Here is a 22,182-nt window from a genome sequence, read left to right as displayed (position 1 = left end):
TTTCAAACCAGACTCGGTTCCGGGAGCTCGATCAGGCCTACTTCCTGGAACTTCGCCGCAATGATGTCCTTGTCGAACGGCTTCATGATGTATTCGTTGGCACCGCCGTCGAGTGCGCGCTCGATATGATCGATGCCATTTTCGGTCGTGCAAAACACAATCTTGGGCTCATCGCCGCCAGGCATGCGGCGCAGATGACACATGAAGTGGTAGCCGTCCATCACCGGCATGTTCCAGTCGAGCAAAATCGCCTCAGGCATCGCGCGCTTGCAAACGACCAAGGCATCCACACCGTCTTCGGCTTCGACGACTTCAAAACCGAGCCCTTCCAGGATGCGGCGAGCCATTTTACGAACAATGCTGGAGTCCTCAACAATGAGACACGTTTTCATATCCACTATCCTACTTGCGAGCGGCGGATGCCCACGGGGCTACGCTGCGAGGGTTGTTTTCGGCACGATTTCGAGAACACGATCGATGTCGAGGACGACCATGAGCTGGCCGTCGAGGCGGTGAACACCGCCGGCGAGCTTGGCCATGCGGGGATCGAGATTGACGGGGTTTTCCTCGCGGCCGTTATCCTGGAGTTTCAAGACTTCGCCGATCTGGTCGATCAGCAGGCCGTAGGATTCGCCGCGCAGATCGACGCCAACCGCCATCGGCGGCTTGCCGTCGTCGTTGTTGGGCAGGCCGAGACGGGCGCGCATGTTGACCACGGTGACGATGCGGCCGCGCAGATTGAGCACGCCGGCGATCTCGGCCGACGACAACGGCACCCGCGTCAGCCGCTCCGGCATGAACACGTCCTGCACCCGCGAGATCGGCAGGCCGAACAATTGTCCGCCGATCAAGGCGGTAACGTATTCGGCCACGGTGCCCTCGATGGTCTCGGTCTTGGTTGTCATGATCTTGTTTCCTTGTGCCCCGGCTGAGCGCGCTTACGCCGGGCTAAACGCGTTTATGCCGGGCTGAACTTGTTCATGCCGCTTTCCTGGTCTCGGCGGACTGTTCCTTCAGCGCCGCGATCAGGCCGGGACGGTCGAACTTGGCGACGTAATCGTGGAAGCCGGCCTGCCGCCCGCGCTCGATCGCCGCCGGCGACACCAGCGAGGACAAACCGATGATCGGCATCGTGCTCAGATTGTGGTCGGCACGGATGGTTTCGGCGAACTCGAAGCCGTTCATGTCAGGCATTTCGATGTCGGTCAGCACCACGTCAAAGGTGTGGCTCGAGCGCAGCGCGGCGAGGCCCTCCTGCGCGTTGACCGCGACCCGCACCTTGTAGCCGGCGGCCTTCAAGACCGGCGCCAGCATGTTGCGGAAGAACGCGGAGTCGTCGACCAGCAGCACCGATCGTGCCGTCGATGACTCCCGCATCTCCTTGCGCGAGAACCAATCGGCAAACGCCATCGGCAGGAAGTGGCCGACGTCGATCACTTCGGTGGCCTGGCCCTTGATCACGGCGGAACCGAGAATGCCGTCCTTCTGGCCGGCGACCTCGATGTGCAACCGCTCCTCGACGATGTCGATGATCTCGTCGACCACAAGGCCCATCGAGCGGCCGTCGTCGGCGAACACCAGGATCGGCTGCGAGCCTTGGGTCTGGACCGTGACCTCGGCCATCTGCACCAGCGGCATCAGCTGGTCGCGGTACTGCACCATGTAGCGGCCGTTTGAGAGTTCGATCTTGTCGGTGGCGATCTCCTCCAGCCGGGTGACGAGGCCGAGCGGCACCGCCTTGGGCTGCGAGGAGCCGGCGCGGAACACCAGCAGCGAGGTGAGCTGTTCGCCGCCGATCGCATGCGCTGCGGAGGCCTCGTCGGCCAGCTCATGGGACGAGGAGCCGGAGGCGCCGAGCGCCTTGGCAATGCCGTTGGGGTCGATGATCATGATCACGGCGCCATCGCCCAGAATGGTGTTGCCGGAGAACATGTCGATGTGCCGCAGCTTGGTGGACATCGGCTTGACCACGATTTCTTCGGTGTGGAACACGCCGTCGACCACGATGCCAAAAGTCTGGCTGCCGACCTGCGTCACCACGATAAAACCGTTCTCGGGGTCGCTTGAGGAGCCGTCGTCGATCTTCAGGAGCTTCTTCAGGTGCATCAGCGGCAACAGCTTGTTGCGCAGGCGAAGAACCGCGGTGTCCTTGATGCGCTCGATGCGGTGTTCGGAGTTGGCGCGGGCGCGAACCAGTTCCACGACCGAGAGCTGCGGGATCGCAAAGCGGTCGCCAGCGGCTTCCACGATCAGGGCCGAGACGATGGCGAGCGTCAGCGGGATCTTGATGGTGACGGAAGACCCCTCGCCGGCCACCGACTTGATGTCGATGGTGCCGCCGATCTGGTCGATATTGGTGCGCACCACGTCCATGCCGACGCCGCGGCCGGAGACCGAGGTGACGGCAGCCGCGGTGGAGAAGCCCGGCGCGAAGATGAACTTGTGGATCTGGGCTTCCGTCATCTTCTCCAGTTCGGCCTCGCTGACGAGACCGTTCTGGACTGCCTTGGCCTTGATCCGCTCGGTGTTGAGCCCGCGGCCATTGTCGGCGATGCAGATGATGATGTGGCCGCCCTCGTGATAGGCGGAGAGGCGAATGGTGCCCTGCTCGCCCTTGCCTGAGGCGAGCCGCTCGGCCGGGGTCTCCAGGCCGTGGTCGGCGGAGTTGCGCACCATGTGCGTCAACGGATCCTTGATCAGGTCGAGCACCTGGCGATCGAGTTCGGTGTCGGCGCCGTGCATCTCGAGTTCGATCTGCTTGCCGAGTTCGCCGGAGAGATCGCGGACGATGCGGGGCAGCTTCTGCCAGGCGTTGCCGATCGGCTGCATCCGCGTCTTCATGACGCCTTCCTGCAGTTCGGCGGTGACGTTGGAGAGCCGCTGCAGCGGCACCTTGAACTCGGTGTCCTCGTTGCGGCGGGAGATTTCCAGAAGCTGGTTGCGGGTCAACACCAGCTCGGAGACCATGGTCATCAGATGTTCGAGCGTGTCGACGTTGACGCGGATCGACTGGTTGGCGATCTTGTCGGCTTCCTGGACGTCGGGCTCACCGGCGACGGCGGCCTTCTTGGCCGGCTTTGCCTTGGCTTCCTTGACGGCTTCCTTGGCGGCGCTCGGCGCAGGAGCAGCTTCGGGCGCGGGTGCCGGCTGCTTGGCGACGGGGGCCGGCGCGGGTTTGGGCGCGGCTTCGGTCTCGGTCTCGCGGAAGGCGCGCTCGAGGTCGTCGAGTGAAACTTCGCCGGGACGCAGCGGGCGTTCCAGCACCTGGTCCACCAGCGTACCCTTGGCAACTTCCGGGGTGATCGCGGGCTGCACCGGCGGTGCGGCCACGACGGGCGCGGGCGCGGGTGCAGCGGGCGCTTCTGCCGCCGCATGCTTGGCGCCTTCGGCCATCGCATGCAACTGCTCGATCAGGTCTTCGTCGGTGCCCTCGGGCTCGGTCTCGGTGGCTTCGAGGCCGGCCAAAATCTCTTTAATGCGGTCGATGCTCGACAGGATCAGCGTCACGGCTTCGGCCTTGACCGTCATGCCGTCGCGAAATTTGCCCATCAGCGTCTCGCCGGCGTGCGCCAGCGCTTCCAGCCGCGGCAGCCCCAGGAAGCCGCAGGTGCCCTTGATGGTGTGGACCAGGCGGAAGATGTTATCCAGAATCTTCGCGTCGCTCGGGTCCTGCTCGAATCGCACCAACTGATTGTCGACCGTATCCAGGCTCTCGCTGGTCTCCGTCAGGAACTCCCGCAACAGGTCGTCCATATGAATATGCCTTCCAAAAAAAATCAGATATCGGCCTGCTGCAGAGTAACCATCGGGATTTCACGGCCACGTTAATTTCATCCTCCGTGCTAATACGGATATGGTGAATAATGTGGTCATCAGCCGCTCGTGACGGCGATGCAACGACGTTATCGAGATGCGATCGACGATATGTAAATGCCTCGCCGGCAAGCGGCAGGGGCACGCGGTCAAACTCGATACGGTAAACAGAATCTTACCGACGCAGGCCACGGTTTCATTACAGGCCTTCCGACAGCTGATGCGGCATCGCCGATCAATCGCGAGAGGCACTGATGACTGCACGCCGTCAGCCGCCCGCGCGGACGTTTACTCGAACCCATTTGTTTCGAGGGGATTTGCTAAAGCCACGCGCCTGGCGCGAGATCAGGCGAATAGCTAGCCTGACTTGACGACGCCGCTGAAGCGGGCTTCGGCAAGACATTCGTTAACGACCGTCAGCAGCGCTCCCGGCGTGAACGGCTTGCGCAGACAGCGCGCGGCGCCGAGTTCGAGCGCCATGCGCAGGAAGTCCGGCGCCGGCGCGTCGAGGTTGGCAAACGCGTATCCCGACATCGCAACCAGCGGAACGGTCGGCGCACGCTCGTGGAATATCCTGATCGATTCGAAGCCGCGCATGTGCGGCATGAATATGTCGACGAGCATCAAGTCGAAGCCGGCATCTTCCAGCGCACGAAGCCCGGCTTCGCCGCCATCGGCTATCGTCACGTCAAAGCCGTGACGCTCAAGATAGATCTCGATGGCCGCGCAGACCATGGGATCGTCATCGACGATTAGAACGCGTGTCATGTCAGCCCCCCGGAAGCAGATAACGTACTTTCAGTCCAATCATTCATCCGTCGCAATCATCATGGGGCTGTCTGGCTTTTCTGGCTTGACGGGAGGTGCCGGTGATTTCCGCCGCCTCCTCAGGGCGACGAAAGCAGCGAATGCCGCATGGCCTCTCCCTGGCAGCTCAGCCCGTATTTGCCCTCTCTCTCCCTGAATCCGCATTGCTTGAGCCATATGCCGATGGCAAGGCGGGTGTGCTGGCGGTCGTCGACCTCCAAGATGCGACGCATGACCTCCTCCCTTGCGGCTTCGGATGCGATGTGTCGGCGGGTCCCTGCCAAAGAAAGGACGGCCTTTCACTCAAACGCGCGGCGGTTTTTACCTTGCGAATCAGCACACTACCGCATTTCCGTCGCAAATCACCGGGCTGTCAGCCCTCCACAGTGTATAAGGCGCGTTCCACAATCTGACGCCACTACGCGGGTGAATTTATACCTAAGATGGCACGCCACTCGTCGCCATGGATGACGCGGCCGTTCAAGCCCCGTCTTCGATGCGAACGGAATCGCGCCCTCCCCATCAATTGTTGCAGGTCTTGTGTTGCAGCAGTTTATGTTTGGAGGCCTTGTGTTGGAGCTTGCCGCGGCGGAGTTCGCATCACTTGCCAACATCTCACACCAGCTTCGGCGGCGCTCGACGACGGACCGGTGCGGACCAACGCGGCCCACGTCGCGCCGGCACGACCTTCGCCGGCGCGGATTTTCGAGCCGCCATGCGACACAGCGCATTTCAAAAACAAATGACACGGTATAAGCAGACGCTATCAATGCAGGCCTCGCAATCTGCGTCGCGCCGCGCATCGCACCCCGTCGAGCCGCGCCTATCGCTTGTGGCTGCGCGCGGGATTTGTCTGACAGCACGGCACCGCCGCCGGCCCGCAACGTCCTTGCGCAACTGATCGGCGAATAGCTGCCACCCTTACGGGCACCTGCCCCAAGGACGCTTGCGTCTCGGCAAGTCCGGCGCGGCGCCGACCGCGTGCGTCTATTTGCCATTTCTGCTTGCCAATAAAACATGCAAGGATCATCCTGCATTTCGGATTGCACGCAGTAGACGCCAGAGACCGGCTTGGCCCGTAAGGCAGGAGACTGCTTTGGATTCAGCCCCTCGTTCTCCGAATGGATTTTTGTCCTCGCTGACTGCGGACGACTTCGAACTGATTCGTCCACATCTGCGTACCGCCGATCTCAGCCAGGACATGGTGCTGGTCGAAGTCGACGAAGCGCTCAAGCGCGCGTACCTCCCGCACAAAGGCGTCATCTCGCTGGTCGTCAAGCTCGCGCGCGGCGAACATGTCCAGATCGCGATGATCGGCCGCGACAGCATTTTCGGTGCGTTCTCCGCGCTCGGCGACGCAGCTGCGCTGAATACCGCCGTGGTGCTGGTGCCCGGCGCCGCCTCGACGATCGATCTCGATCAGCTTCGAAATGCCGCAGACCAGAGCGCCACCTTGCGTGCCGCGCTGGCGCGGCACGGCCTCGCGGTCTATGCGCAGATCCAGCAGACCGCTGGCTGCAACGCCTCGCACACGGTGGAGTCCCGGCTGGCGCGATGCCTGTTGCATACGCGCGACCTCTCCGGCAGCGACAAGCTCATTCTGACGCAGGAAGCGATGGCCCAGATGATCGGCGCGCGTCGCAACAGCGTTTCGCTGGTCGCCAACACGCTGCAGCAGGCAAACTTCATCCACTATAGCCGCGGACATATCGAAATCACCAACGTGGACGGCCTGATCAAGACCTCCTGCGAGTGCTACGCGACGGTCAAGTCGCAATACACGAGGCTGCTGCATCCGCGCATCACCTGCGCCGCCGCATGACGGCTTCCGCCATCGACGGCGGGCGCATCCCGATCTCTGATACGCATCGCGCCGTCGTTGCGCGCGAGGATTGCGAAATCCGCGGGAATCTTACCGTATTATTACGACCAGTCGCGGCCTTTCCGGCGTTTCCGCCGGCCCCGAGTTAACGCGCTGTTCAATGAGCCCTGATAGTTGTCACGGTGCCGACGGGTGCGGGTTCGAGAAAAGACAATCGAGATTCTTTTCGCGTGCAACCCGCATTCACCTGTGTTCGGCGGCTTGCTGTTTGCGCGGAGTTAAGGACATGGCTTTTGACTTGTCGATGCCGATCCTGGTGGTCGATGACTACAGCACCATGATCCGCATCATCCGCAACCTCCTGAAGCAGATCGGATTCGAGAATGTCGACGAGGCCAGCGACGGATCGGCCGCGCTCGCCAAGATGCAGACCAAGCGGTACGGCCTCGTGATCTCCGACTGGAACATGGAGCCGATGACAGGCTACGACCTGCTCAAGGAAGTCCGCGCCAGCCCGGAATTCTCCAAGACGCCCTTCATTATGATCACGGCGGAATCCAAGACCGAAAACGTCATTGCCGCCAAGAAGGCGGGCGTCAACAATTACATCGTCAAGCCGTTCAATGCCGCAACATTGAAGACCAAGATGGAAGCGGTGTTTCCCGACGCAGCCGGCTGACACCCGCCGGGAGCGCATCGCCGCCTCTGGGCCACGCTGCACGCCCGCCGTCGCTGCCGCCGCAACCATCGGCGAGTTGGCACTCCTCACACGATATCTTTTCGAGAGCCGGCTCGCACCGCAAACGCGCGGTTAGCCGTACTACTACGGTTAGAGATTTTCACTTCCGGATAACGTTGACTGACGATAGTTGCGGGGACCAACGGAGTCCCCTCATGTTTACGTTTGAATCGAGCGATCAAAAGGAAGTGCGGCGTTTCCGTATCGCCCAGTTCAATGGCAGGACCGCAACCGTGCGTTCCGCCGGATCGCCGGTCACCGGCTACGTTCGATCGATCGTGGAAAACAAGTCGAGTGTTCCCGCGGCGTGGACCATCACGATCATCCCGGAAGAGCCCAAGCCGACGCTCGCGTTGCGGCCCGCGACACGAGTGCGCTCCTTCGTAGAAGATTTGCGCTGAACGACACAACGCGCGATTTGGAACTTTCTCGGTTTCGATGAAATCGAAACGGAGCTCCGGATTCTCGATTCGGCGCGTTCTCGACGCGATGTGGTCTCCGTCCACGGATCAAGTCCGGGGGCATGCTTCGCCCGAAACGTCCGGCCTGCCCCGCTTCCGGCACATCGACAGGTTTGAGCTGCGCGCTTAGCGGCGCATCGCAGGCATCATATTCGGGAAAAGAAAGTCAGGCCGGCTGCAGCAGCGCCTTGCGAACCAGATCCGCGGTGTTGCGGGCGCCAAGCTTGCGCATGGCCTCGGCTCGATGGCTTTCGAATGTCCTTGGGCTGATACTCATCCGCAAGGCGCCCTGCTTGTTGGAGCAGCCTTCGCTGATCAGGCTCAGTACCTCACGCTCACGCTTGGTCAGCGGCTTCTGACCGTTCTCCAGGGCGAACATTTGGCCCGACCTGCGGACGCCATCCGCGGAGCGGCGGGCCTGGGCCTCGCTTGTCTGCTTGCCGCCGGCATCGGAGGCCGGCGCCGGATGACAGTCCGACATCTGCTTCACCAGGGCGCAGACGCGCTCGGTTTGCTGAAGCGCATTCTCCACCACCTGCTGCAGGTACAGCCGGTTGCCGGGCGCCTGCGAGAACTGGTGGCTGTGCTGCTTGATCTCATTCATATAGAGCAGCAACGCCGTCAGGGGTCCGTTCAACTGCCGGGCGATCGTAGCGCTCGCCTCTTCCGCAACACGCGAACGCGCGGCGGACAGCTGGACGATCTCAGGATTCTCCTCGAGAGGTGTGATGCTTTCCATCCACTTCGTGAAGTGCGAATCAGCGGCGCGATGGTCTTGTCCTGACATATAACTATTTTATCGGTTGCACCCTCTTTCATGGTTAATTTCTCGGCCAGTAAGAATACGGAGAAGTCGATCAAACCACATCGTCAGCCGGCCAAAACTGGGCGATATTTACTGGAATTCAGCTGTTTTCGATCGAAATGGAGGGCCGAAAGGTAAATACCGTAGCCCGTTACCCCCGCATTAGTACGGTATCTGCATTTACTTTGTTAATGGACTTCAACCGATTTCTCTTTCCGGTTTCCCGAGCCATTCGGCACGCGAGTCCACGCCTGGGCTCGGACCCGACATTCCGCGTGTCTTGGCATCGAGCGGAGTGCGAGGTCGTCGGTCTGAAGGGATGAGACCAGGATCGGGCCATCGCGACGGATCAGGGGCGACGCAGCCTGAGGAATTTTTCGAAAAACCGTCCCGAGACGACAAACCTGAACCACCAATAGGCCATGCGCCGCGCGTTCATCGGTTCGATCCTTGCTGAGCTAGGGCGGCCGCGCTTCACTGCAGATTAACGCAAGCTCCCTCACGTGCGTATGATTTGCCTCACAACCGGCCACGAAAACGCAGGCGGGCGACGCCGCCGATTTTCGCCGATTCCGATTTACAGGCCCCGGTAGCCCCGCAATGATCAGGGCCCCAATCATCCCGCAACGAATCCAAAAAGGAGACCGCGATGTCGCAGGCAAGGGGATCATGGATGAGAATGGCCGTGCTGGCCGGCGTCCTGGCGTTCAGTTCGGGCGCGGCGGCACAAACCACACCGGCACCGGCACCCGCAGAGAACGCGGCGCCGACGGCCGACAATGCCGTGATGCTGACTGTATTCCTGAAGCACGACCAGTCGCGACCGCTGAGCGAGCTCAACGCACAACTCCAGCGCCAGGGATATTACAAGGCATTCCCGCCTGAAGGCGTCGAGGTCGTGAGCTGGTATGTGATGATGGGAGTAGGCCAGGTGGTGACGCTGCGGCTGCCGGCGTCGCGGTTGCGCGAAATCAACCGCATCTTCGAGAACACCGCCTGGGGCAGCTACCGCACCGAGTTCTATCCGACCTATGATTACAAGGCGATCGGCATCGCGGCGCACGAGAAGGCACAGGCGCAGTAGGGCAGCGCTGAACCGTTCCGATGCGCGAAGGGATCAGCCGAGCCTGGATATCTGTTCCTCGGTCACGACGCGCTCGATGTTCTCAGTCTTGCTCTTGATACGATAGCGCGGGCGGCCGTCGGCCTCGATCGGCAGGCAGGTCACGATGGTGTAGATGCTGCGTTCCTTCGCCGTGGCGCGGCCCTGCGGGCCCTGCTGCTGGTGGTGAACGTCGTCATTGATCGCGAAGTTGTGGGCCATCGCCGGACTTTCCATTGGAAAAAAGGCTTGTAGACTCAACGGCCTCGCAAGGCAACTAATCGTTTGGCGGATTTGACCCGGGACGATTACGGGTTCCACCGGTCAGGCCGTCAACAGCGCCTTTCGCTTGGCCACCCGCGCGATCGATTTCTCTATGGCTGGACCGGACAAGGTCATGTCGCGCAGGCTCTGTTCGACGTATTCGGCAATCGCCGCCATTTCCTGCTCTTGATCGAACAGGTTGTTGCCGATGCAGAGCATGTCCATGCCGGCTTTGAGCGATTGCAGGCTGGCCTCCCTGGTGCCCAGGGCCTTCTGCAATCCCTGCATCTGCATGTCGTCGGTGATCAGCAGCGTGTCCGGGAGGCGCTTGCGCAAACGGCCAAGCCCCGCCGCGGACAGCGTCATGGGACGGTCCTTGTCCCATTGGCTGACGATGGCATGGCTGACCAGCACCGCATCGCCGAACATCCTTGGCGCGAGCGAATAGAACAGCGCTTCCTGTTCATCCCGAAGCCCATCGGAGATGTCCATAAATTCCTGATGCGAATCCACCGCCGCGCCGCCGATGCCAGGAAAATGTTTCAGGCACAGCCCGATGCGGTGTGCCCGCGCCACCTCGCTTGCCAGCAGCGCATTGGCTTCCACCTCGGCGATGTCGGCGGAATAGGACCGCTTGATCCTGCCGATATTGGGGTTTTCAGGATTGTAATCGACGTCGATCACCGGCGCGAAATCATAGTGGATGCCGAGCCGCCGCATCTCGGCAAAGCTCGCGTCGAGGATAGCGCGCTTGCGATCCGGCGCGAGATGGTTGAATTCCTTTGCGCTCGGCAGCGGCGCAAAGCCGCGGCTTTCCTTCAGCCGCCGCACCAGGCCGCCCTCCTGATCGATGAACACCATCGGGCCTGACGGCAACGCGGCAATCTCCCCGCAAAGACGCTGCACCTGTTCGGGCGATTCGATGTTGTTGTCGTATTGTTGCGTGCGGCAGGAATAGTCGAACAGGATCACGCCGCCGAGGCCGTAGCGGGCGGCGAATTGCTTCAGCCACACCGGGACGGCCTTGCCGAAGAAGCCGAGGATGAAGAGTTCGCCGATGGGCATATTAATGGCCTTGAAGCATGGCGCCTTGAGCCCGGGCAGGCCCGGTTCAGCCCATCATCGCGCCCCGGCTGCGCAAGATATCTCACTCGCCCGGTCATACCAATCGAGTGACCTGCCAATTGAGTGACCTCCGTCACATCGCATCGCAGCCCGCGCCTCTAGGGGTGGATCATCGCAGAGCGACCCCCGCTCTGCCCAACCCAGGAGACGTCCATGACAAAGATCAAGATGATCACTACCGCCGCGATTGCTGCTCTGGCGCTGACCACCGCTTCCCTGGCCGTCCCGGGCCAGGCTTTCGCGGGAGGTCACGGCGGGCATGGCGGCCACGGCCACCACGGGATCGGCGGCGGCCATTTTGGCCCCGGCCCTTTTGGGGGTGGTCATCACCACCATCATCGCCATTTCTTCGCTTATAACAGCTGCTGGAAATGGAGCCCCTACGGCCCGGTGAATGTCTGCAACCGCTATTATTGATTTCGAGACCAAGAGAAGAAAAAGCTCGTCCGGGCCGGGAGGCTCGGGCGAGTTTTTCGTATGTGACGATCACCGCGGTCTTCTGCCGGGCCCTGCAATCGATCGCGTTGCACGCTCATCGGCTTGCCGGACCGCAACGCCTGTTGAGGTTGCCCTTTCCTGAGGTCGGCCACAGGCTTCCCCTGCTGCGCCAAGGCATCTGCAGCCGCCGGAGCGGTCTGCCGGTTCTGCGCTGTACCAGCTCAGCGGCACCGTCCGATCGTGGCGAGATCCAGTCAGGATCCGGCGGGCGCTCAAAGCGCTGGGTTCAATTGCGAGCTTAAGCTTCGATATTTGCCTCAAGCGCCACGTTGTTGAACGCATTTGCCCTGGATTCGCATTCGATGCGCGCCAAACGGTACCGGCAAAAGAAAGTCCGAGTGCTGACGGCGGCAAGCCAGATGTGTGATGGCCCGCACATTTATCGGCGCGCAGCTGCGCTAGGGTTCAATTCACGAAAGGTGCTGGGGGAGATTTCGCCCGCGTCAGCGCGGCTCAAACGCCTTTCCTGCACGAAAGATCAAAACCGAAAGCGTACAAACCATGTCGCGCATCTCAAATTTCCGATCGATCGACCCTGTCGCGCACCGATCACTGCGGTCAGGATTTCGTTACGCGATTTCATCGGCCATGGCCCGGGCAGTTGTGGTTGCTGCTTGCTGCCTCGTCGCGCCGATCAACCTCCGCCCTGCCCTTGCCGATTCCGTGTCCGATCAGAAGATGGCCAATTATTACGAACAGGCGGCGCAAGCCGGCGATGACGACGCCCAGTTCTATCTTGGGGCGCTTCATTCCGCCGGCGTCGGCCGTACGCGTAGCGACGCCGAGGCATTTCGCTGGTTCTCACGCGCGGCCGATCAGGGGCACGCCCATGCCAGCTTGATCGTTGCCGGCCTCTACGCGAGCGGGCGCGGCGTCGCGAAGGACAATGTGAAGGCCTATAGCTGGGCCTACATCGTCTCCTCGGCGAGCAAGCTCGACGAGGACCGCAACGGTGCGCGGCAACTGATGTCGCTGCTCATGAAAAAGATGACGAGCGATGAGATCGGCCGCGCGGTGGTGGCCGCAAGAGCCTGGCGCGCCGTGCGGGTTGCTGGCGCGGGCAAGACTGCGAGTATCGAAAGAGCTCTGGAGCAGGACCAGCCCGTGGCGGCTGCGCCGCCACCCGCCCCTGTGGTCGTGCAGCCGGTGCCGGCGCCCGCAGCTTCGCCTACGGTCGCGCAGTCGGCGCCATCCACCGTCACGGCATTGCCGGCATCTCCCAAGGCCACGTCGGCGCCCGTAGTGAAGAATGCGAAGCGAGATGATGCTCGCGAGCTGCTCGACCAGGTTCCGCCTGGCCTGCGCAAGCGATTTGGCTTCTGATTTAAGGGGACGCACCATGAAATTTCAGCATCTCGTCGCAACCGGAATTCTGGCCATCGCCACCGCAGGGGCCGGCTATTACGCCTATTCCAATTTGCTTCATCCACCGTTGGTGACCACCAGCTTTGCGAGTCTCGCGGCGGTTTCCGAAGCCGTTTACGGAACAGGCACCGTCGAGCCCGAGCGCTGGGCCAAGGTGGTGCCCCTGCAGCGCCGCCGGTTGGTCGAGCTTTGCAAATGCGAGGGACAGGTGGTCAAGTCCGGCCAGATCCTCGGCCGCCAGGACGACGCCGAGGAGCGCAGCGCACTGGAGCAGATGGACATCAATCGCGGCCAGCTCGAACGCGATCTGGCGCGCGCCGAGAAGGATCGCGACAAGAACGACGCCACGCGTACCGAGTACGAGCAGCGCTGGACCAAGCTCGAGGAAGCAAAGTCGCGGATCGCCGCGCAGAAGGTGCGGCTCGACTCGCTGATTCTGAGAGCTCCGCTCGACGGCATGGTCCTGCGGCGCGACAGCGAGGTCGGCGAGATCGCCGGTCCCACCGATGTCCTGTTCTGGGTCGGACCGCCTGCGCCGATGCAGGTCGTTGCTGAAATCAATGAGGAGGAAATCAACCGCATCGCGGCTGGCCAGAAGGCTTTTCTGCGAAGCGAAGCCTTTCCCGGAAGGGCGCTGCGCGCCACGGTCTCCCAGATCACGCCCAAGGGCGACCCGACCCGCAAGACCTTCCGCGTCTATTTGCGGCTGCCACAGGACACGCCGCTGCGGATTGGCATGTCAGTCGAGACCAACATCATTTTCCGTGAGAAGCCGGCGGCCATCGTCGTGCCGGCAGAGGCCATCGCAGGCGATGCGGTTCAGATGGTCGATGACGGCCAGATCAGGCGCGTGCCCGTGACCATCGGCATCCGCGGCAGCCGCAACACCGAGATCATCGGCGACATATCCAAGGGCACCACTGTGCTTTCGCCCGCCCGCAGGGATCTCGCTGACGGCGCCAGGATTCGCATCGACAACAGCCTGACCAGGGCCGCGGAACCAGCGGTCGCGAGTGAGCCGGCCGATCAGCCTGCCGCAACACCCGAAGCGTCCGTGGTAGCTTCGGTCACCACAGCGCCTTCGGATCCCGATGATGCGGTGATTTCGGCAGCCATGACCGCCCACGTCGATTCCGTCGTCAGTGACGCGCGTCGCAACTTCATCAGCAACAGCCGGTAGCCGCCGTGAAACTCATTTTCAGCATTGCATGGACCCATGTCAGCTCCCGGGTGCGGCAGACCCTGGTGGGTATGGCCGGCGTGTCCATGGGCGTCGGCTTCACCATCATGATGGCGGGCCTGATGCAGGGTTCGCAGATCGACTTCCTGCGCCAGCTCGTCGACACCATGCCGCATATCACGGTCGAGGATGAGCGGCGCTCGGTGCCGACGCAGCCCGCCGAGCAGGAATATGCGGCGGTCCAGATGCCCGACATCGCCAATGTCGGCAAACGTCCCGGCATCAAATATCCGGAATCCGTGATGAGCTCGCTGCGCTCCTGGATACCCGGCGACGTGGCGCCCTCGGTGAGGACCACCGCGATCATCAATCACGGCGGCGCGCGTATCGGCATCACCTTGTCCGGTATCGACCCGCGCCGCGAGATTCTTGTCTCGAAACTCGCCGCGCAAATGCGCGAGGGCAAGCTCGACGATCTCCAGCGTACGCCGAACGGCATCATCATCGGCGAGGCGCTGGCCGAAAAACTCGGCGTGAAAACCGGCAATACCGTTCTCCTGATCGGCGGCCAGGGCGTCCAGCTGAATTCGACGGTGGCCGGGCTCTATCGCTCCGGTTTGAAGCGCGTCGATGAGAGCCAGATCTATTCGCTGATGGGGCCGGCGCAGCTCATGATGGGGCAAGGCGGCGTCGTCAACCAGCTCCGGCTGCGGTTGACCGATCCGATGTCGGCGCAAAAGGTCGCGGCCCAGGTCGAAGCGCAGACAGGTTACAAGTCGGTGTCCTGGCAGGAAGCCAATGCCGACTTATTGTCGACCTTTTCCGTGCGCGATTTCATCGTGCTCACCGTGATGGGCGCGATGCTGCTGACGTCCTCCTTTGCCACCTACAACATCATCTCGACGATCACGCACGAGAAGCGCCAGGACATCGCGATCATGAAATCGCTCGGCATGCGCGAGTATGCGGTGCGACGGATTTTCATCATCGAAGCCGCCATGATCGGCGTGGTCGGCATCCTGTTCGGGTGGGTCCTGGGTTACCTGCTCTGCTTCGGCTGGTCGAAGATTACGATCTTCAATCCGCTGACGGGCACGACCGTGCCCCTGCAGATCTATTACTCGCTGATGCACTATCTGATCGCCGGCGGCATATCGCTGCTGTGCTGCGCAGGCGCGGCCTATTTCCCGGCGCGCAAGGCGACGCGGGTCCATCCAGTTGAAATCATCAGGGGGGCGTCATGACCGAGGTTGCATTGCAGGCGGTGGAGCTGGTTCGCCGCATCGAGGGGACCATTACACACACCCTCGTCGACGGCATCGATCTGGCCGTGAACAAGGGCGAGTTCGTCGCCATCACCGGGCCGTCGGGATCGGGCAAATCGTCGCTGCTTTATTTGCTGGGCCTGCTCGATGCGCCCAGCGAAGGCGAGGTCATCATCTGCGGTCAGCCGACCTCGAAATTATCGGAATCGGACCGGGCCGATGTCCGCCTGACCAAATGCGGTTTTGTGTTCCAGTTCCACTTCCTGCTGCCGGAGTTCACCTCGCTCGACAACGTGCTGCTGCCGATGCGGGCGGCGGGCAAGATGTCTGAAGCAGAGATGCGCGAGCGCGGCGTTGCCCTGCTCGGCTCGCTCGGACTTGCCGAGCACGCCAACAAGCGTCCCAACCAGCTCTCCGGCGGCCAGCGCCAGCGCGTCGCCATTGCGCGTGCGCTTTCCAACCGCCCCGAGATCATCGTCGCCGACGAGCCGACCGGCGCGCTCGATACAAAGTCGACGGAACAGGTCTTCGCGATTCTCCGCGACATCGCGGACCAGGGCCAGACCGTGATTGTGGTGACCCACGATCCCGCGCTGGCCGCCCGCGCCGACCGCCGCATCCATATCGTCGACGGCAAGATCGCGGAGATTACCGCACAAGGCGGGGGCGAAGCGATTTGCGAGGCGGTGAGTTAGAAGCCCCGATTGCCGGCCCAGACACAAAATATCGAAAACAACCCCATGCAAAGTAGGATGGGGCCGGTTCGCAGCACTCGGACCGCTTGCCTTGCCGCCGCTGAGGCGACCCGATGACGCCATCGAGCCCGGCGCCGGCCTCAGGCCACCCCGCCTTACGGGAAGTTGATTGAAGGATGTCGGCGCACGAGATGCCCGCAACGCCGCTTGCCCGATCCACTAGGGTACGGGCGCGATCGCAACGTCCGCATTCGCAATGACAACTTCCCTGAGCAATCCGGCACGGCTGAACGGCAACAGGCGCTGCTCGACATCCTGCAGCATGGCGTCGACTTTGTTGCTGAGTACGGCGGGTGAAGAGCCCGAGAGCGTAAGCACGCGGTGAGCCAAATCGCTTGCGCTCAATTCGTGACTGCCTTCCACCGCGATCGTCTCCCCGATGCGAAATCGTGTATCGGCAACAACGGTCGCGAGATCCGGGCGATAATTCGTGCGGTCGGCCGTTCCGGACCAATAGCGCCGCCCCTCGTTATATGCCTCGAGCCATTTGTTGCGGCCATCGGTTGCGGAGCGCGCCGAGCAGACCAGGACGACGCCGCCTGGAGCGACCAGCCGCTGCAGCAGCGGGCCGATCAGATCGAGATCCATCCAGTGCAGCGCACGACCGATGGTAACGACGTCAAACGAGCCGACGTCGCGCGGCAATGCTTCGGCCGCACTCTCTATCAGCGCAAGATCATGTCCTGCGCGCGCGGCGGCCCGTGCCGCGACCTCAAGCATGGCCGGCTCCGGATCCACGCCGACGATCCGTCCGACATACGGGGCAAAGCCGAGGGCGAGCAGTCCCGGACCCGTCCCGAGATCGATCAGCGCATGCCGCTTGCCAAGCCTCAGCCTTTCCCCGACAGCCCCAAAGAACTCGGGCGAATAGGGTGGACGGAATTGCTCGTACAGCGCAGCGGTTGTTGCGAAACGGCCCATGCCACCAATCTGGGGCGTGGCGCCGGACGCGACCAGCTCGAGCGGATCACGTTTGGCGGAGAGCCCGGCTTCATCAACCAATCGTGCTCAGGCCACCGCTTGAAGTGATTGGGCTCTCGCGCTGCGGCTTTTTAGGTTGCCGCACGCAGGCTTCCAAACGGCTACATTCAGATCGCGGGCTCGCTTGCCTGCGCCCGGCGATCTCGCATGCAGGTTTGTATGACGGCGGGTTCAACGCGATTGTGGCTTTGCCGCTCAAGCGCAGGTCTGTGCCTCTCGCTGTTATTCATGCTCGGCGGGACGCGGGCCATTCTTGCGGATCCCGAGATGGACGCGCACATACGCGAAATCGTAACGGACAACCTTGCGGCGGTGACGACGGCCGACCATCCCGGCGGCGTTGCCGCCGCCGCTTACGTCGCCGGCCGGATACAGTTCTTCAATTTCGGGTTCGCTGATGAGGCCAAGAGGCGGCCCGTCACGCCGGACACGCTGTTCAATGTCGCTTCGGTGCGAAAGCTGTTCGAGGCAACGCTGGTCGCGCTCGGCGTGCTCCGCGGCGAATTGAGGCTGGACGATCCGGTCAACAAATACGTCACCGAATTGCACGGCGATTATATCGGCCGGGTGACCATTGGCCAGCTCGTGACGCACACTTCCGGCCTTTTGCTGCCGACCGATCATCCGCCGTGGCCAAACGCCTCGTACTCGCTCGCCGAATTCCTCGACATGTTGAATGCCTGGACGCCGCATGCCGGCGAGGAGCCCGGCAAGCAGCGCATCTATACGCATGCGGGCTACGTCCTGCTCCAGCTCGCACTCGAGCGTCGCTATGGCGTTCCGATCGGACAACTTGTCGAAAGCCGTATCCTGACGCCCCTCGGCATGCATTCGACGCTGATCCCGGAACGCGGGCAGGATAACCGTGCGATCATGCCGCCGGAGCTATTACAGAAAACCGTCCAGGGTTATTCCGACCAGGGCACGCCGATTGGCCCTCCCGGAAACCAGCAGAGCTATTTCGACTTTCCGGGCACCGGACAAATGTTCTCGTCCGCACGGGACCTCGCCACCTTGATGGCCGCCTGCACCGGCGGCAACGTGGCCGATCCGCAATTGCGCGAGGCCTTGCGCATGACCCAGCGCGAGGCATTCCATGTCGACCAGGAATTCGGACAAGCGATGGCCTGGGAAAATGTCGATCTCGGCGACGTCGCCATCGTCGACAAGCCGGGCGGCCTCAATAATGCGTCGGCCTATATGGGATTGGTGCCGGCAAGAAAGATCGGGTTGCTTCTCCTGGCCAACCGCGGCGAATTTCCCCATGAGATCGGCCGCTATCACATTCTCCCGGTGTTGGCGCGACAGTAGCTTCAGATTCAGCGTAGAGTCGATCGTGATGGCCGGCTCGTTTGTCAGCAGCGGGCCTTTGCGCTGCTCGCTCGGACTTGCCAAACACCAACAAGCGCGCGCTCCCCAAACTTTGCCAGTCCAAAACTCGCAGCTAGGGAATATTCTGATCCCAAGAGGGTTTTGTGTGCAAGCGCATCGGGCCGTTCAGAAGCCGCGCAGATCTTGTGAGCCCAAGGGGAGAAAACCGAATGAATCGCATCGGATACGTCGTCGCCGCCGGACTGCTGTTGTCGCTGCCTGCCGCAGCGCATTCCCCGCAACAGCCGCCGCACCAGGCCTACAGCGAAGGCGATCTCAAGCTCGAAAGCGGCGAGGTGATCAGGGATTTTTCGATCTCCTACGTCACCCACGGCCAACTCAATGACAAGAAGTCCAACGCGATCCTGATGGTGACAGCGATCTCGGGCAATCACCACCGGCTCGACTTCTTGATCGGCCCCGGCAAGGCGCTGGACACCGACAAACATTTCATCGTCTGTACCGACGCGATCGCGAACGGTCTCACGACCTCGCCGAGCAATTCGAAGGCGCAGCCGCGCATGCAATTCCCGAAATTCACCATCCGCGACATGGTGCAATCGCAGTACCGCCTGATGAAGGAAAAACTCGGCATCGATCACGTCGTCGCCGTGGTCGGCCCCTCGATGGGCGGCATGCAGGTGCTGCAATGGGGCGTCAGCCATCCCGATTACATGGACGCGCTGGTCGCGATGGTGCCGCTGGCCAAGACGCCGGCGTGGACGGTCGCGGTGCTGGAGGCCTCACGCAAGGCGATCATGAACGACGCCGCCTGGAAGGACGGCAATTACGAAGCGCCGCCGGAAAAGGGCATCCGCCTGTGGCGCGACATTCTCTCGCTGCTGTCAGCCTGCACGCCGGACATGTATTCCGCGCAGTTCAAGAACGGCATGGACGTGCTGCCCTGGCTGGAAAGCCAGGAGACCGCGATGATCAAGGCGTTCGACGCCAACGACTGGATCTACCAGACCTGGGCCTATGAGCGCCACGACGTCGGCACCACACCGGGCTTCAACGGCGACACCGCCAAAGCGCTCGCCTCGATCAAGGCGAAGACGTTGATCCTCACCGGCACCAAGGATCTGCTCAATCCCGAATTCGAGCCGATCGAGGCAGGCAAGAACATCGCCGGCGCCAGGGTGATGACGATCAGCCCGGGCAGCGTTACCGGCCATGCGGCGGCCGGCGGCGGGATTCCGGCGGATGTGGAATTCCTCAACAGGGAAACGAGTGCATTTCTCGATAGCGCGAAGAAGCCGGATTAGGCGTAGGCTATCAGCGCTCTACGGAACGCTTGGATTCAAAGAGTCTTCTTCGTGTGAGCGGTATGGCGGACCACGAGCGACGATGATGAGCAACACTGCTTCGCCGTAGCTCTATGATACCGGAGCCCACAGCTCGCCAGACCTGGAAGACGCACCAGGTGTTCCGCCAGCTCGGGGCCGTTTCCAGCGCTGCGCTCGTCCCCATTGAGCCCTCGGGTGCGAAAACTCCCCGCAATTGGGCTCATGTCCGGTCTTGGAGGTAGGCCGAAAGTTGACAGGAGGATGCCAAAACGACGCGGATGACCCATTGCGGACTTTTGCGGGACCCGCAATGGTTGCTAGAGGCGTTCATGGTTGCGATCTAACGTCGCTCGGTTCCGTAGGGGCGCAGATGACTGAAATCATAGACAGCATTTTCGTTTCGGCTGAGCCGTTCACCGAAGCGGGTCGTCGCGACCGGTCGCCCGAGGACTGCTTCCGTTACTGCATGGAGGTGAGTGTCTACGCCGAGCGGCTCGCGCAGTTCGGCTTTGCCGAGCATGAGGTGCCGAAGCCGCTGCTGCACGTCCATCGCGCGACCGAACTCGTGCTTCGCACTGAGCCGATGGATGATCTGGAGGATTTCCTTCACGAGATCAATTGGTCGAAGGCGGTGATGGAGCAGACCATCGAGGCGCTGGCCGCGATCGGCGCCGATGATCATGCGGCCTTTCTTGTGACGGTGCATGCGCATCTTGCCGGCCTCGGCTATGACATCAAGCGCTCACGGTTGGATTCGATCAGGGAGGTGATCGCGGCAGCGGCGGAGCAGCATCTGTCCGCCGACGCGCTGGAGCGGCGCTATGGCAGCTTCGGCGTCGATGACGACGGGGGTGATCTGGATCGCAGATGGCGGTCGATTTGTCTGCAGGCCACCAACTACATGGATGGCTGGACCAATATCAAAAGAATAGCCCAGGGGCCCTGGAACGAGGCGGAGCTTGGAGCCTATTTCGCATCCAGGCTGGAGCTGGCGAGGCGCCTGGCCAGCGAGAGCGGAAGCCCGCAGCCGAACGTGGTATCGATCACCGACACCAAGGCGTTCGTGCTGGCGGCGCGGGAGGGCGACATCGAGACGGTGCGGGCCGGGCTGGCCGCCGGGGCCAACATCGATGCGCCGATGACGGGCGGCCCGGACTGGCTGACCGATGGTGCGACAGCGTTGATGGCCGCGGCCGCGAAAGGCCGGCGAGCTGTCCTGGCGTTGCTGCTGGCCGCCGGGGCCGATGTCAACGCGCGCCGCACCACCGACCGCGCCACCGCCTTGCTGCTTGCCGCGCAAGAGGGCCAGATCGAGATAGTCAACGACTTGCTGAATGGGAGATCCAAGGGAAAGGTCAAGACCAAGGTGAACCTCAAGGCGGCTGGCAGCCATACCGCGCTGATGGCGGCCACGCGCGGCCTGCATTTGGAGATCGTCCGCGCCCTGATCGAAGCCGGTGCTGACGTCAACGCACAATCGAAGGAGAGCGGCACGGCGCTGTCATTGGCCTGCAGCCGGCCCATGGATCAGGCCACCATCTGGGGAGGCGCGATCGACCAGTCCGGCCATGTCGCGGTGGCGCGGCTGCTGCTGGCTGCCGGCGCCGATCCGAATGTGCAGGCTTCTTCGGGTTGGACGCCGCTGATCCAGGCCTCCCGCGATGGCCTTTCCGACATCATCCAGGACCTGCTCGACGCCGGCGCCGAAGTGAATGCGCGCACCGACTATGGGTTTACGGCATTGATCCTGTCTCTGTCCTGGAATGGGCCTGAAACGGCGCGGCGCCTGCTCGCGGCCGGCGCCGACGTGCACGCCGCCGCCGAGAGCGGCCAGACCGCGCTGATCGCGGCCGCCGGCCACGGTTTTCGCGATCTGGTGCAGCGCCTGATCAGCGCCGGCGCCGATGTCAATGCCAGCGGCCCGGATGGCTCTTCGGCGCTGATCGGGGCCGCGGCCAACGGCGATATCGAGGTCGTGAAAATCCTGCTTGAGGCCGGAGCCAACGTGGATGCCCGGATCCAGTACGGCAGAACGGCGGTGACACTGGCCGCGATGAACGGTCATCTGGACGTGGTACAGTTGCTGGTAGCGGCAAACGCCAACCTCGACGTCAAGGACGCCGAAGGCTTCACGGCGCTGACGATTGCCGAACGCAAAGGTCACGACGCGGTGGTGAGGTTCCTGCAGTCAAGCCGGCCTTCCGAAACCACTGACGCGAGCTAATCGATGCGGATCAGCCCCGCTTTTGGCCGATATTGTTGCGAAAGTCTTTTTGGGGTGGCGAACGAAAATTCTTAGAGCCGCTGATGCGCTTTATGCGCGGCAACGTGAGGGACCATATCGTTTCATCCAAAATCGATCACGAACCTCCGCAGTGGCGTTGAAAAGCGACGAAGCTGCGCAGAAGTCAAAAGATCAACTTTCGCGAGATTTTCCGGGTCGCTCGATTTTCGACTTTTGCAACAATATCGGCCCATTTGAGACATGTCGGCATGACGGTCTTAAGTCCGTTGTTGAATGAAGATCGAACGCGAAACCGACT

The 22,182-nt window shown here is 62.2% G+C and carries 21 protein-coding genes; 12 read left to right on the top strand and 9 right to left on the bottom strand.

Annotated features, from left to right (window positions below; genetic code table 11):
• Window positions 1-2: 2 nt before the first annotated feature.
• The 5 genes from ACPPVP_RS02595 to ACPPVP_RS02575 all read right to left on the bottom strand — a co-directional run bounded on the left by ACPPVP_RS02595 (window position 3) and on the right by ACPPVP_RS02575 (window position 4,853).
• Window positions 3-392: a response regulator gene (locus ACPPVP_RS02595; protein WP_426531019.1), complete on the bottom strand. Its 390-nt coding sequence runs from the start codon at window positions 390-392 to the stop codon at window positions 3-5.
• A gap of 39 nt (window positions 393-431) precedes the next feature.
• A complete protein-coding gene (locus ACPPVP_RS02590) occupies window positions 432-905 on the bottom strand; it encodes a chemotaxis protein CheW (protein WP_426531017.1) in 474 nt (157 codons plus the stop codon).
• A 73-nt stretch (window positions 906-978) separates the two neighbouring features.
• Entirely contained in the window at window positions 979-3,753 is a 2,775-nt protein-coding gene (locus tag ACPPVP_RS02585) for a hybrid sensor histidine kinase/response regulator (protein ID WP_426531015.1), read from the bottom strand.
• A 417-nt stretch (window positions 3,754-4,170) separates the two neighbouring features.
• The gene (locus ACPPVP_RS02580; RefSeq protein WP_426531013.1) at window positions 4,171-4,581 is read right to left on the bottom strand and encodes a response regulator; all 411 of its coding nucleotides are present in this window, start codon (window positions 4,579-4,581) and stop codon (window positions 4,171-4,173) included.
• 119 nt (window positions 4,582-4,700) lie between these two features.
• A complete protein-coding gene (locus tag ACPPVP_RS02575) occupies window positions 4,701-4,853 on the bottom strand; it encodes a hypothetical protein (RefSeq protein ID WP_426531011.1) in 153 nt (50 codons plus the stop codon).
• A gap of 863 nt (window positions 4,854-5,716) precedes the next feature.
• Here ACPPVP_RS02575 and ACPPVP_RS02570 point away from each other — a divergent pair.
• The 3 genes from ACPPVP_RS02570 (at window position 5,717) to ACPPVP_RS02560 (ending at window position 7,582) form a co-directional block, all read left to right on the top strand.
• Entirely contained in the window at window positions 5,717-6,442 is a 726-nt protein-coding gene (locus ACPPVP_RS02570) for a Crp/Fnr family transcriptional regulator (RefSeq protein WP_426531009.1), read from the top strand.
• 286 nt (window positions 6,443-6,728) lie between these two features.
• A complete protein-coding gene (locus tag ACPPVP_RS02565; protein WP_426531007.1) occupies window positions 6,729-7,121 on the top strand; it encodes a response regulator in 393 nt (130 codons plus the stop codon).
• Window positions 7,122-7,336: 215 nt separating this feature from the next.
• Window positions 7,337-7,582, top strand: coding sequence for a hypothetical protein (locus ACPPVP_RS02560; RefSeq protein ID WP_426531005.1), 246 nt, complete (start codon window positions 7,337-7,339; stop codon window positions 7,580-7,582).
• Window positions 7,583-7,808: 226 nt separating this feature from the next.
• On the opposite strand, the gene ACPPVP_RS02555 is transcribed toward ACPPVP_RS02560, so the two are convergent.
• A complete protein-coding gene (locus ACPPVP_RS02555; RefSeq protein ID WP_426538405.1) occupies window positions 7,809-8,381 on the bottom strand; it encodes a LuxR C-terminal-related transcriptional regulator in 573 nt (190 codons plus the stop codon).
• Between the two features lie 739 nt (window positions 8,382-9,120).
• On the opposite strand from ACPPVP_RS02555, the gene ACPPVP_RS02550 reads away from it, so the two are divergent.
• Entirely contained in the window at window positions 9,121-9,531 is a 411-nt protein-coding gene (locus ACPPVP_RS02550) for a hypothetical protein (RefSeq protein WP_426531003.1), read from the top strand.
• A gap of 33 nt (window positions 9,532-9,564) precedes the next feature.
• Here ACPPVP_RS02550 and ACPPVP_RS02545 read toward each other — a convergent pair whose 3' ends face one another.
• Both ACPPVP_RS02545 and ACPPVP_RS02540 read right to left on the bottom strand, forming a co-directional pair.
• Window positions 9,565-9,771, bottom strand: coding sequence for a hypothetical protein (locus ACPPVP_RS02545; RefSeq protein ID WP_214488408.1), 207 nt, complete (start codon window positions 9,769-9,771; stop codon window positions 9,565-9,567).
• A gap of 102 nt (window positions 9,772-9,873) precedes the next feature.
• A complete protein-coding gene (locus ACPPVP_RS02540) occupies window positions 9,874-10,878 on the bottom strand; it encodes a glycoside hydrolase family 3 N-terminal domain-containing protein (protein WP_426531001.1) in 1,005 nt (334 codons plus the stop codon).
• A 213-nt stretch (window positions 10,879-11,091) separates the two neighbouring features.
• Between ACPPVP_RS02540 and ACPPVP_RS02535 the strand changes: the two genes are divergently transcribed.
• The 5 genes from ACPPVP_RS02535 to ACPPVP_RS02515 all read left to right on the top strand — a co-directional run bounded on the left by ACPPVP_RS02535 (window position 11,092) and on the right by ACPPVP_RS02515 (window position 15,941).
• On the top strand, window positions 11,092-11,355 hold the full coding sequence (locus ACPPVP_RS02535; RefSeq protein WP_426530999.1) for a hypothetical protein: 264 nt from the start codon (window positions 11,092-11,094) through the stop codon (window positions 11,353-11,355).
• A gap of 669 nt (window positions 11,356-12,024) precedes the next feature.
• Window positions 12,025-12,759 (top strand): tetratricopeptide repeat protein, encoded by a 735-nt coding sequence (locus ACPPVP_RS02530; protein ID WP_426530997.1) that lies wholly within the window; start codon window positions 12,025-12,027, stop codon window positions 12,757-12,759.
• A 16-nt stretch (window positions 12,760-12,775) separates the two neighbouring features.
• A complete protein-coding gene (locus ACPPVP_RS02525; RefSeq protein WP_426530995.1) occupies window positions 12,776-13,981 on the top strand; it encodes an efflux RND transporter periplasmic adaptor subunit in 1,206 nt (401 codons plus the stop codon).
• A gap of 5 nt (window positions 13,982-13,986) precedes the next feature.
• Complete coding sequence (locus ACPPVP_RS02520; protein ID WP_426530993.1) at window positions 13,987-15,225, top strand: ABC transporter permease; 1,239 nt, start codon at window positions 13,987-13,989, stop codon at window positions 15,223-15,225.
• Complete coding sequence (locus tag ACPPVP_RS02515) at window positions 15,222-15,941, top strand: ABC transporter ATP-binding protein (protein WP_426530991.1); 720 nt, start codon at window positions 15,222-15,224, stop codon at window positions 15,939-15,941. Before ACPPVP_RS02520 ends, ACPPVP_RS02515 begins: the two co-directional genes overlap by 4 nt.
• 219 nt (window positions 15,942-16,160) lie before the next feature.
• Here the strand turns inward: ACPPVP_RS02515 and ACPPVP_RS02510 are convergent, their stop codons facing one another.
• Entirely contained in the window at window positions 16,161-17,003 is an 843-nt protein-coding gene (locus ACPPVP_RS02510; protein WP_426530989.1) for a class I SAM-dependent methyltransferase, read from the bottom strand.
• A gap of 246 nt (window positions 17,004-17,249) precedes the next feature.
• Between ACPPVP_RS02510 and ACPPVP_RS02505 the strand changes: the two genes are divergently transcribed.
• From ACPPVP_RS02505 to ACPPVP_RS02495, 3 genes are all read left to right on the top strand, one after another.
• On the top strand, window positions 17,250-18,293 hold the full coding sequence (locus ACPPVP_RS02505; protein ID WP_426530987.1) for a serine hydrolase: 1,044 nt from the start codon (window positions 17,250-17,252) through the stop codon (window positions 18,291-18,293).
• A gap of 230 nt (window positions 18,294-18,523) precedes the next feature.
• The gene (locus tag ACPPVP_RS02500; protein WP_426530985.1) at window positions 18,524-19,618 is read left to right on the top strand and encodes an alpha/beta fold hydrolase; all 1,095 of its coding nucleotides are present in this window, start codon (window positions 18,524-18,526) and stop codon (window positions 19,616-19,618) included.
• Between the two features lie 391 nt (window positions 19,619-20,009).
• Window positions 20,010-21,863, top strand: a complete 1,854-nt coding sequence (locus ACPPVP_RS02495) for an ankyrin repeat domain-containing protein (RefSeq protein WP_426530983.1) — start codon at window positions 20,010-20,012, stop codon at window positions 21,861-21,863.
• The last annotated feature ends 319 nt before the right edge of the window (window positions 21,864-22,182 follow it).

The organism is Bradyrhizobium sp. McL0615, assembly GCF_049993905.1.
GTDB lineage: Bacteria > Pseudomonadota > Alphaproteobacteria > Rhizobiales > Xanthobacteraceae > Bradyrhizobium.
The sequence above is the reverse complement of the archived record's forward strand: the minus strand, read 5'-3'. Positions and strand labels throughout refer to the sequence as shown.

What these genes read in the sequence shown, in the direction of transcription:
- ACPPVP_RS02595 (WP_426531019.1), bottom strand. Translation starts at nt 392, where the DNA reads ATGAAAACGTGTCTCATTGTTGAGGACTCCAGCATTGTTCGTAAAATG.
- ACPPVP_RS02590 (WP_426531017.1), bottom strand. Translation starts at nt 905, where the DNA reads ATGACAACCAAGACCGAGACCATCGAGGGCACCGTGGCCGAATACGTT.
- ACPPVP_RS02585 (WP_426531015.1), bottom strand. Translation starts at nt 3,753, where the DNA reads ATGGACGACCTGTTGCGGGAGTTCCTGACGGAGACCAGCGAGAGCCTG.
- ACPPVP_RS02580 (WP_426531013.1), bottom strand. Translation starts at nt 4,581, where the DNA reads ATGACACGCGTTCTAATCGTCGATGACGATCCCATGGTCTGCGCGGCC.
- ACPPVP_RS02575 (WP_426531011.1), bottom strand. Translation starts at nt 4,853, where the DNA reads ATGCGTCGCATCTTGGAGGTCGACGACCGCCAGCACACCCGCCTTGCC.
- ACPPVP_RS02565 (WP_426531007.1), top strand. Translation starts at nt 6,729, where the DNA reads ATGGCTTTTGACTTGTCGATGCCGATCCTGGTGGTCGATGACTACAGC.
- ACPPVP_RS02560 (WP_426531005.1), top strand. Translation starts at nt 7,337, where the DNA reads ATGTTTACGTTTGAATCGAGCGATCAAAAGGAAGTGCGGCGTTTCCGT.
- ACPPVP_RS02555 (WP_426538405.1), bottom strand. Translation starts at nt 8,381, where the DNA reads ATGGAAAGCATCACACCTCTCGAGGAGAATCCTGAGATCGTCCAGCTG.
- ACPPVP_RS02550 (WP_426531003.1), top strand. Translation starts at nt 9,121, where the DNA reads ATGAGAATGGCCGTGCTGGCCGGCGTCCTGGCGTTCAGTTCGGGCGCG.
- ACPPVP_RS02545 (WP_214488408.1), bottom strand. Translation starts at nt 9,771, where the DNA reads ATGGCCCACAACTTCGCGATCAATGACGACGTTCACCACCAGCAGCAG.
- ACPPVP_RS02540 (WP_426531001.1), bottom strand. Translation starts at nt 10,878, where the DNA reads ATGCCCATCGGCGAACTCTTCATCCTCGGCTTCTTCGGCAAGGCCGTC.
- ACPPVP_RS02535 (WP_426530999.1), top strand. Translation starts at nt 11,092, where the DNA reads ATGACAAAGATCAAGATGATCACTACCGCCGCGATTGCTGCTCTGGCG.
- ACPPVP_RS02530 (WP_426530997.1), top strand. Translation starts at nt 12,025, where the DNA reads ATGGCCCGGGCAGTTGTGGTTGCTGCTTGCTGCCTCGTCGCGCCGATC.
- ACPPVP_RS02525 (WP_426530995.1), top strand. Translation starts at nt 12,776, where the DNA reads ATGAAATTTCAGCATCTCGTCGCAACCGGAATTCTGGCCATCGCCACC.
- ACPPVP_RS02515 (WP_426530991.1), top strand. Translation starts at nt 15,222, where the DNA reads ATGACCGAGGTTGCATTGCAGGCGGTGGAGCTGGTTCGCCGCATCGAG.
- ACPPVP_RS02505 (WP_426530987.1), top strand. Translation starts at nt 17,250, where the DNA reads ATGGACGCGCACATACGCGAAATCGTAACGGACAACCTTGCGGCGGTG.
- ACPPVP_RS02500 (WP_426530985.1), top strand. Translation starts at nt 18,524, where the DNA reads ATGAATCGCATCGGATACGTCGTCGCCGCCGGACTGCTGTTGTCGCTG.
- ACPPVP_RS02495 (WP_426530983.1), top strand. Translation starts at nt 20,010, where the DNA reads ATGACTGAAATCATAGACAGCATTTTCGTTTCGGCTGAGCCGTTCACC.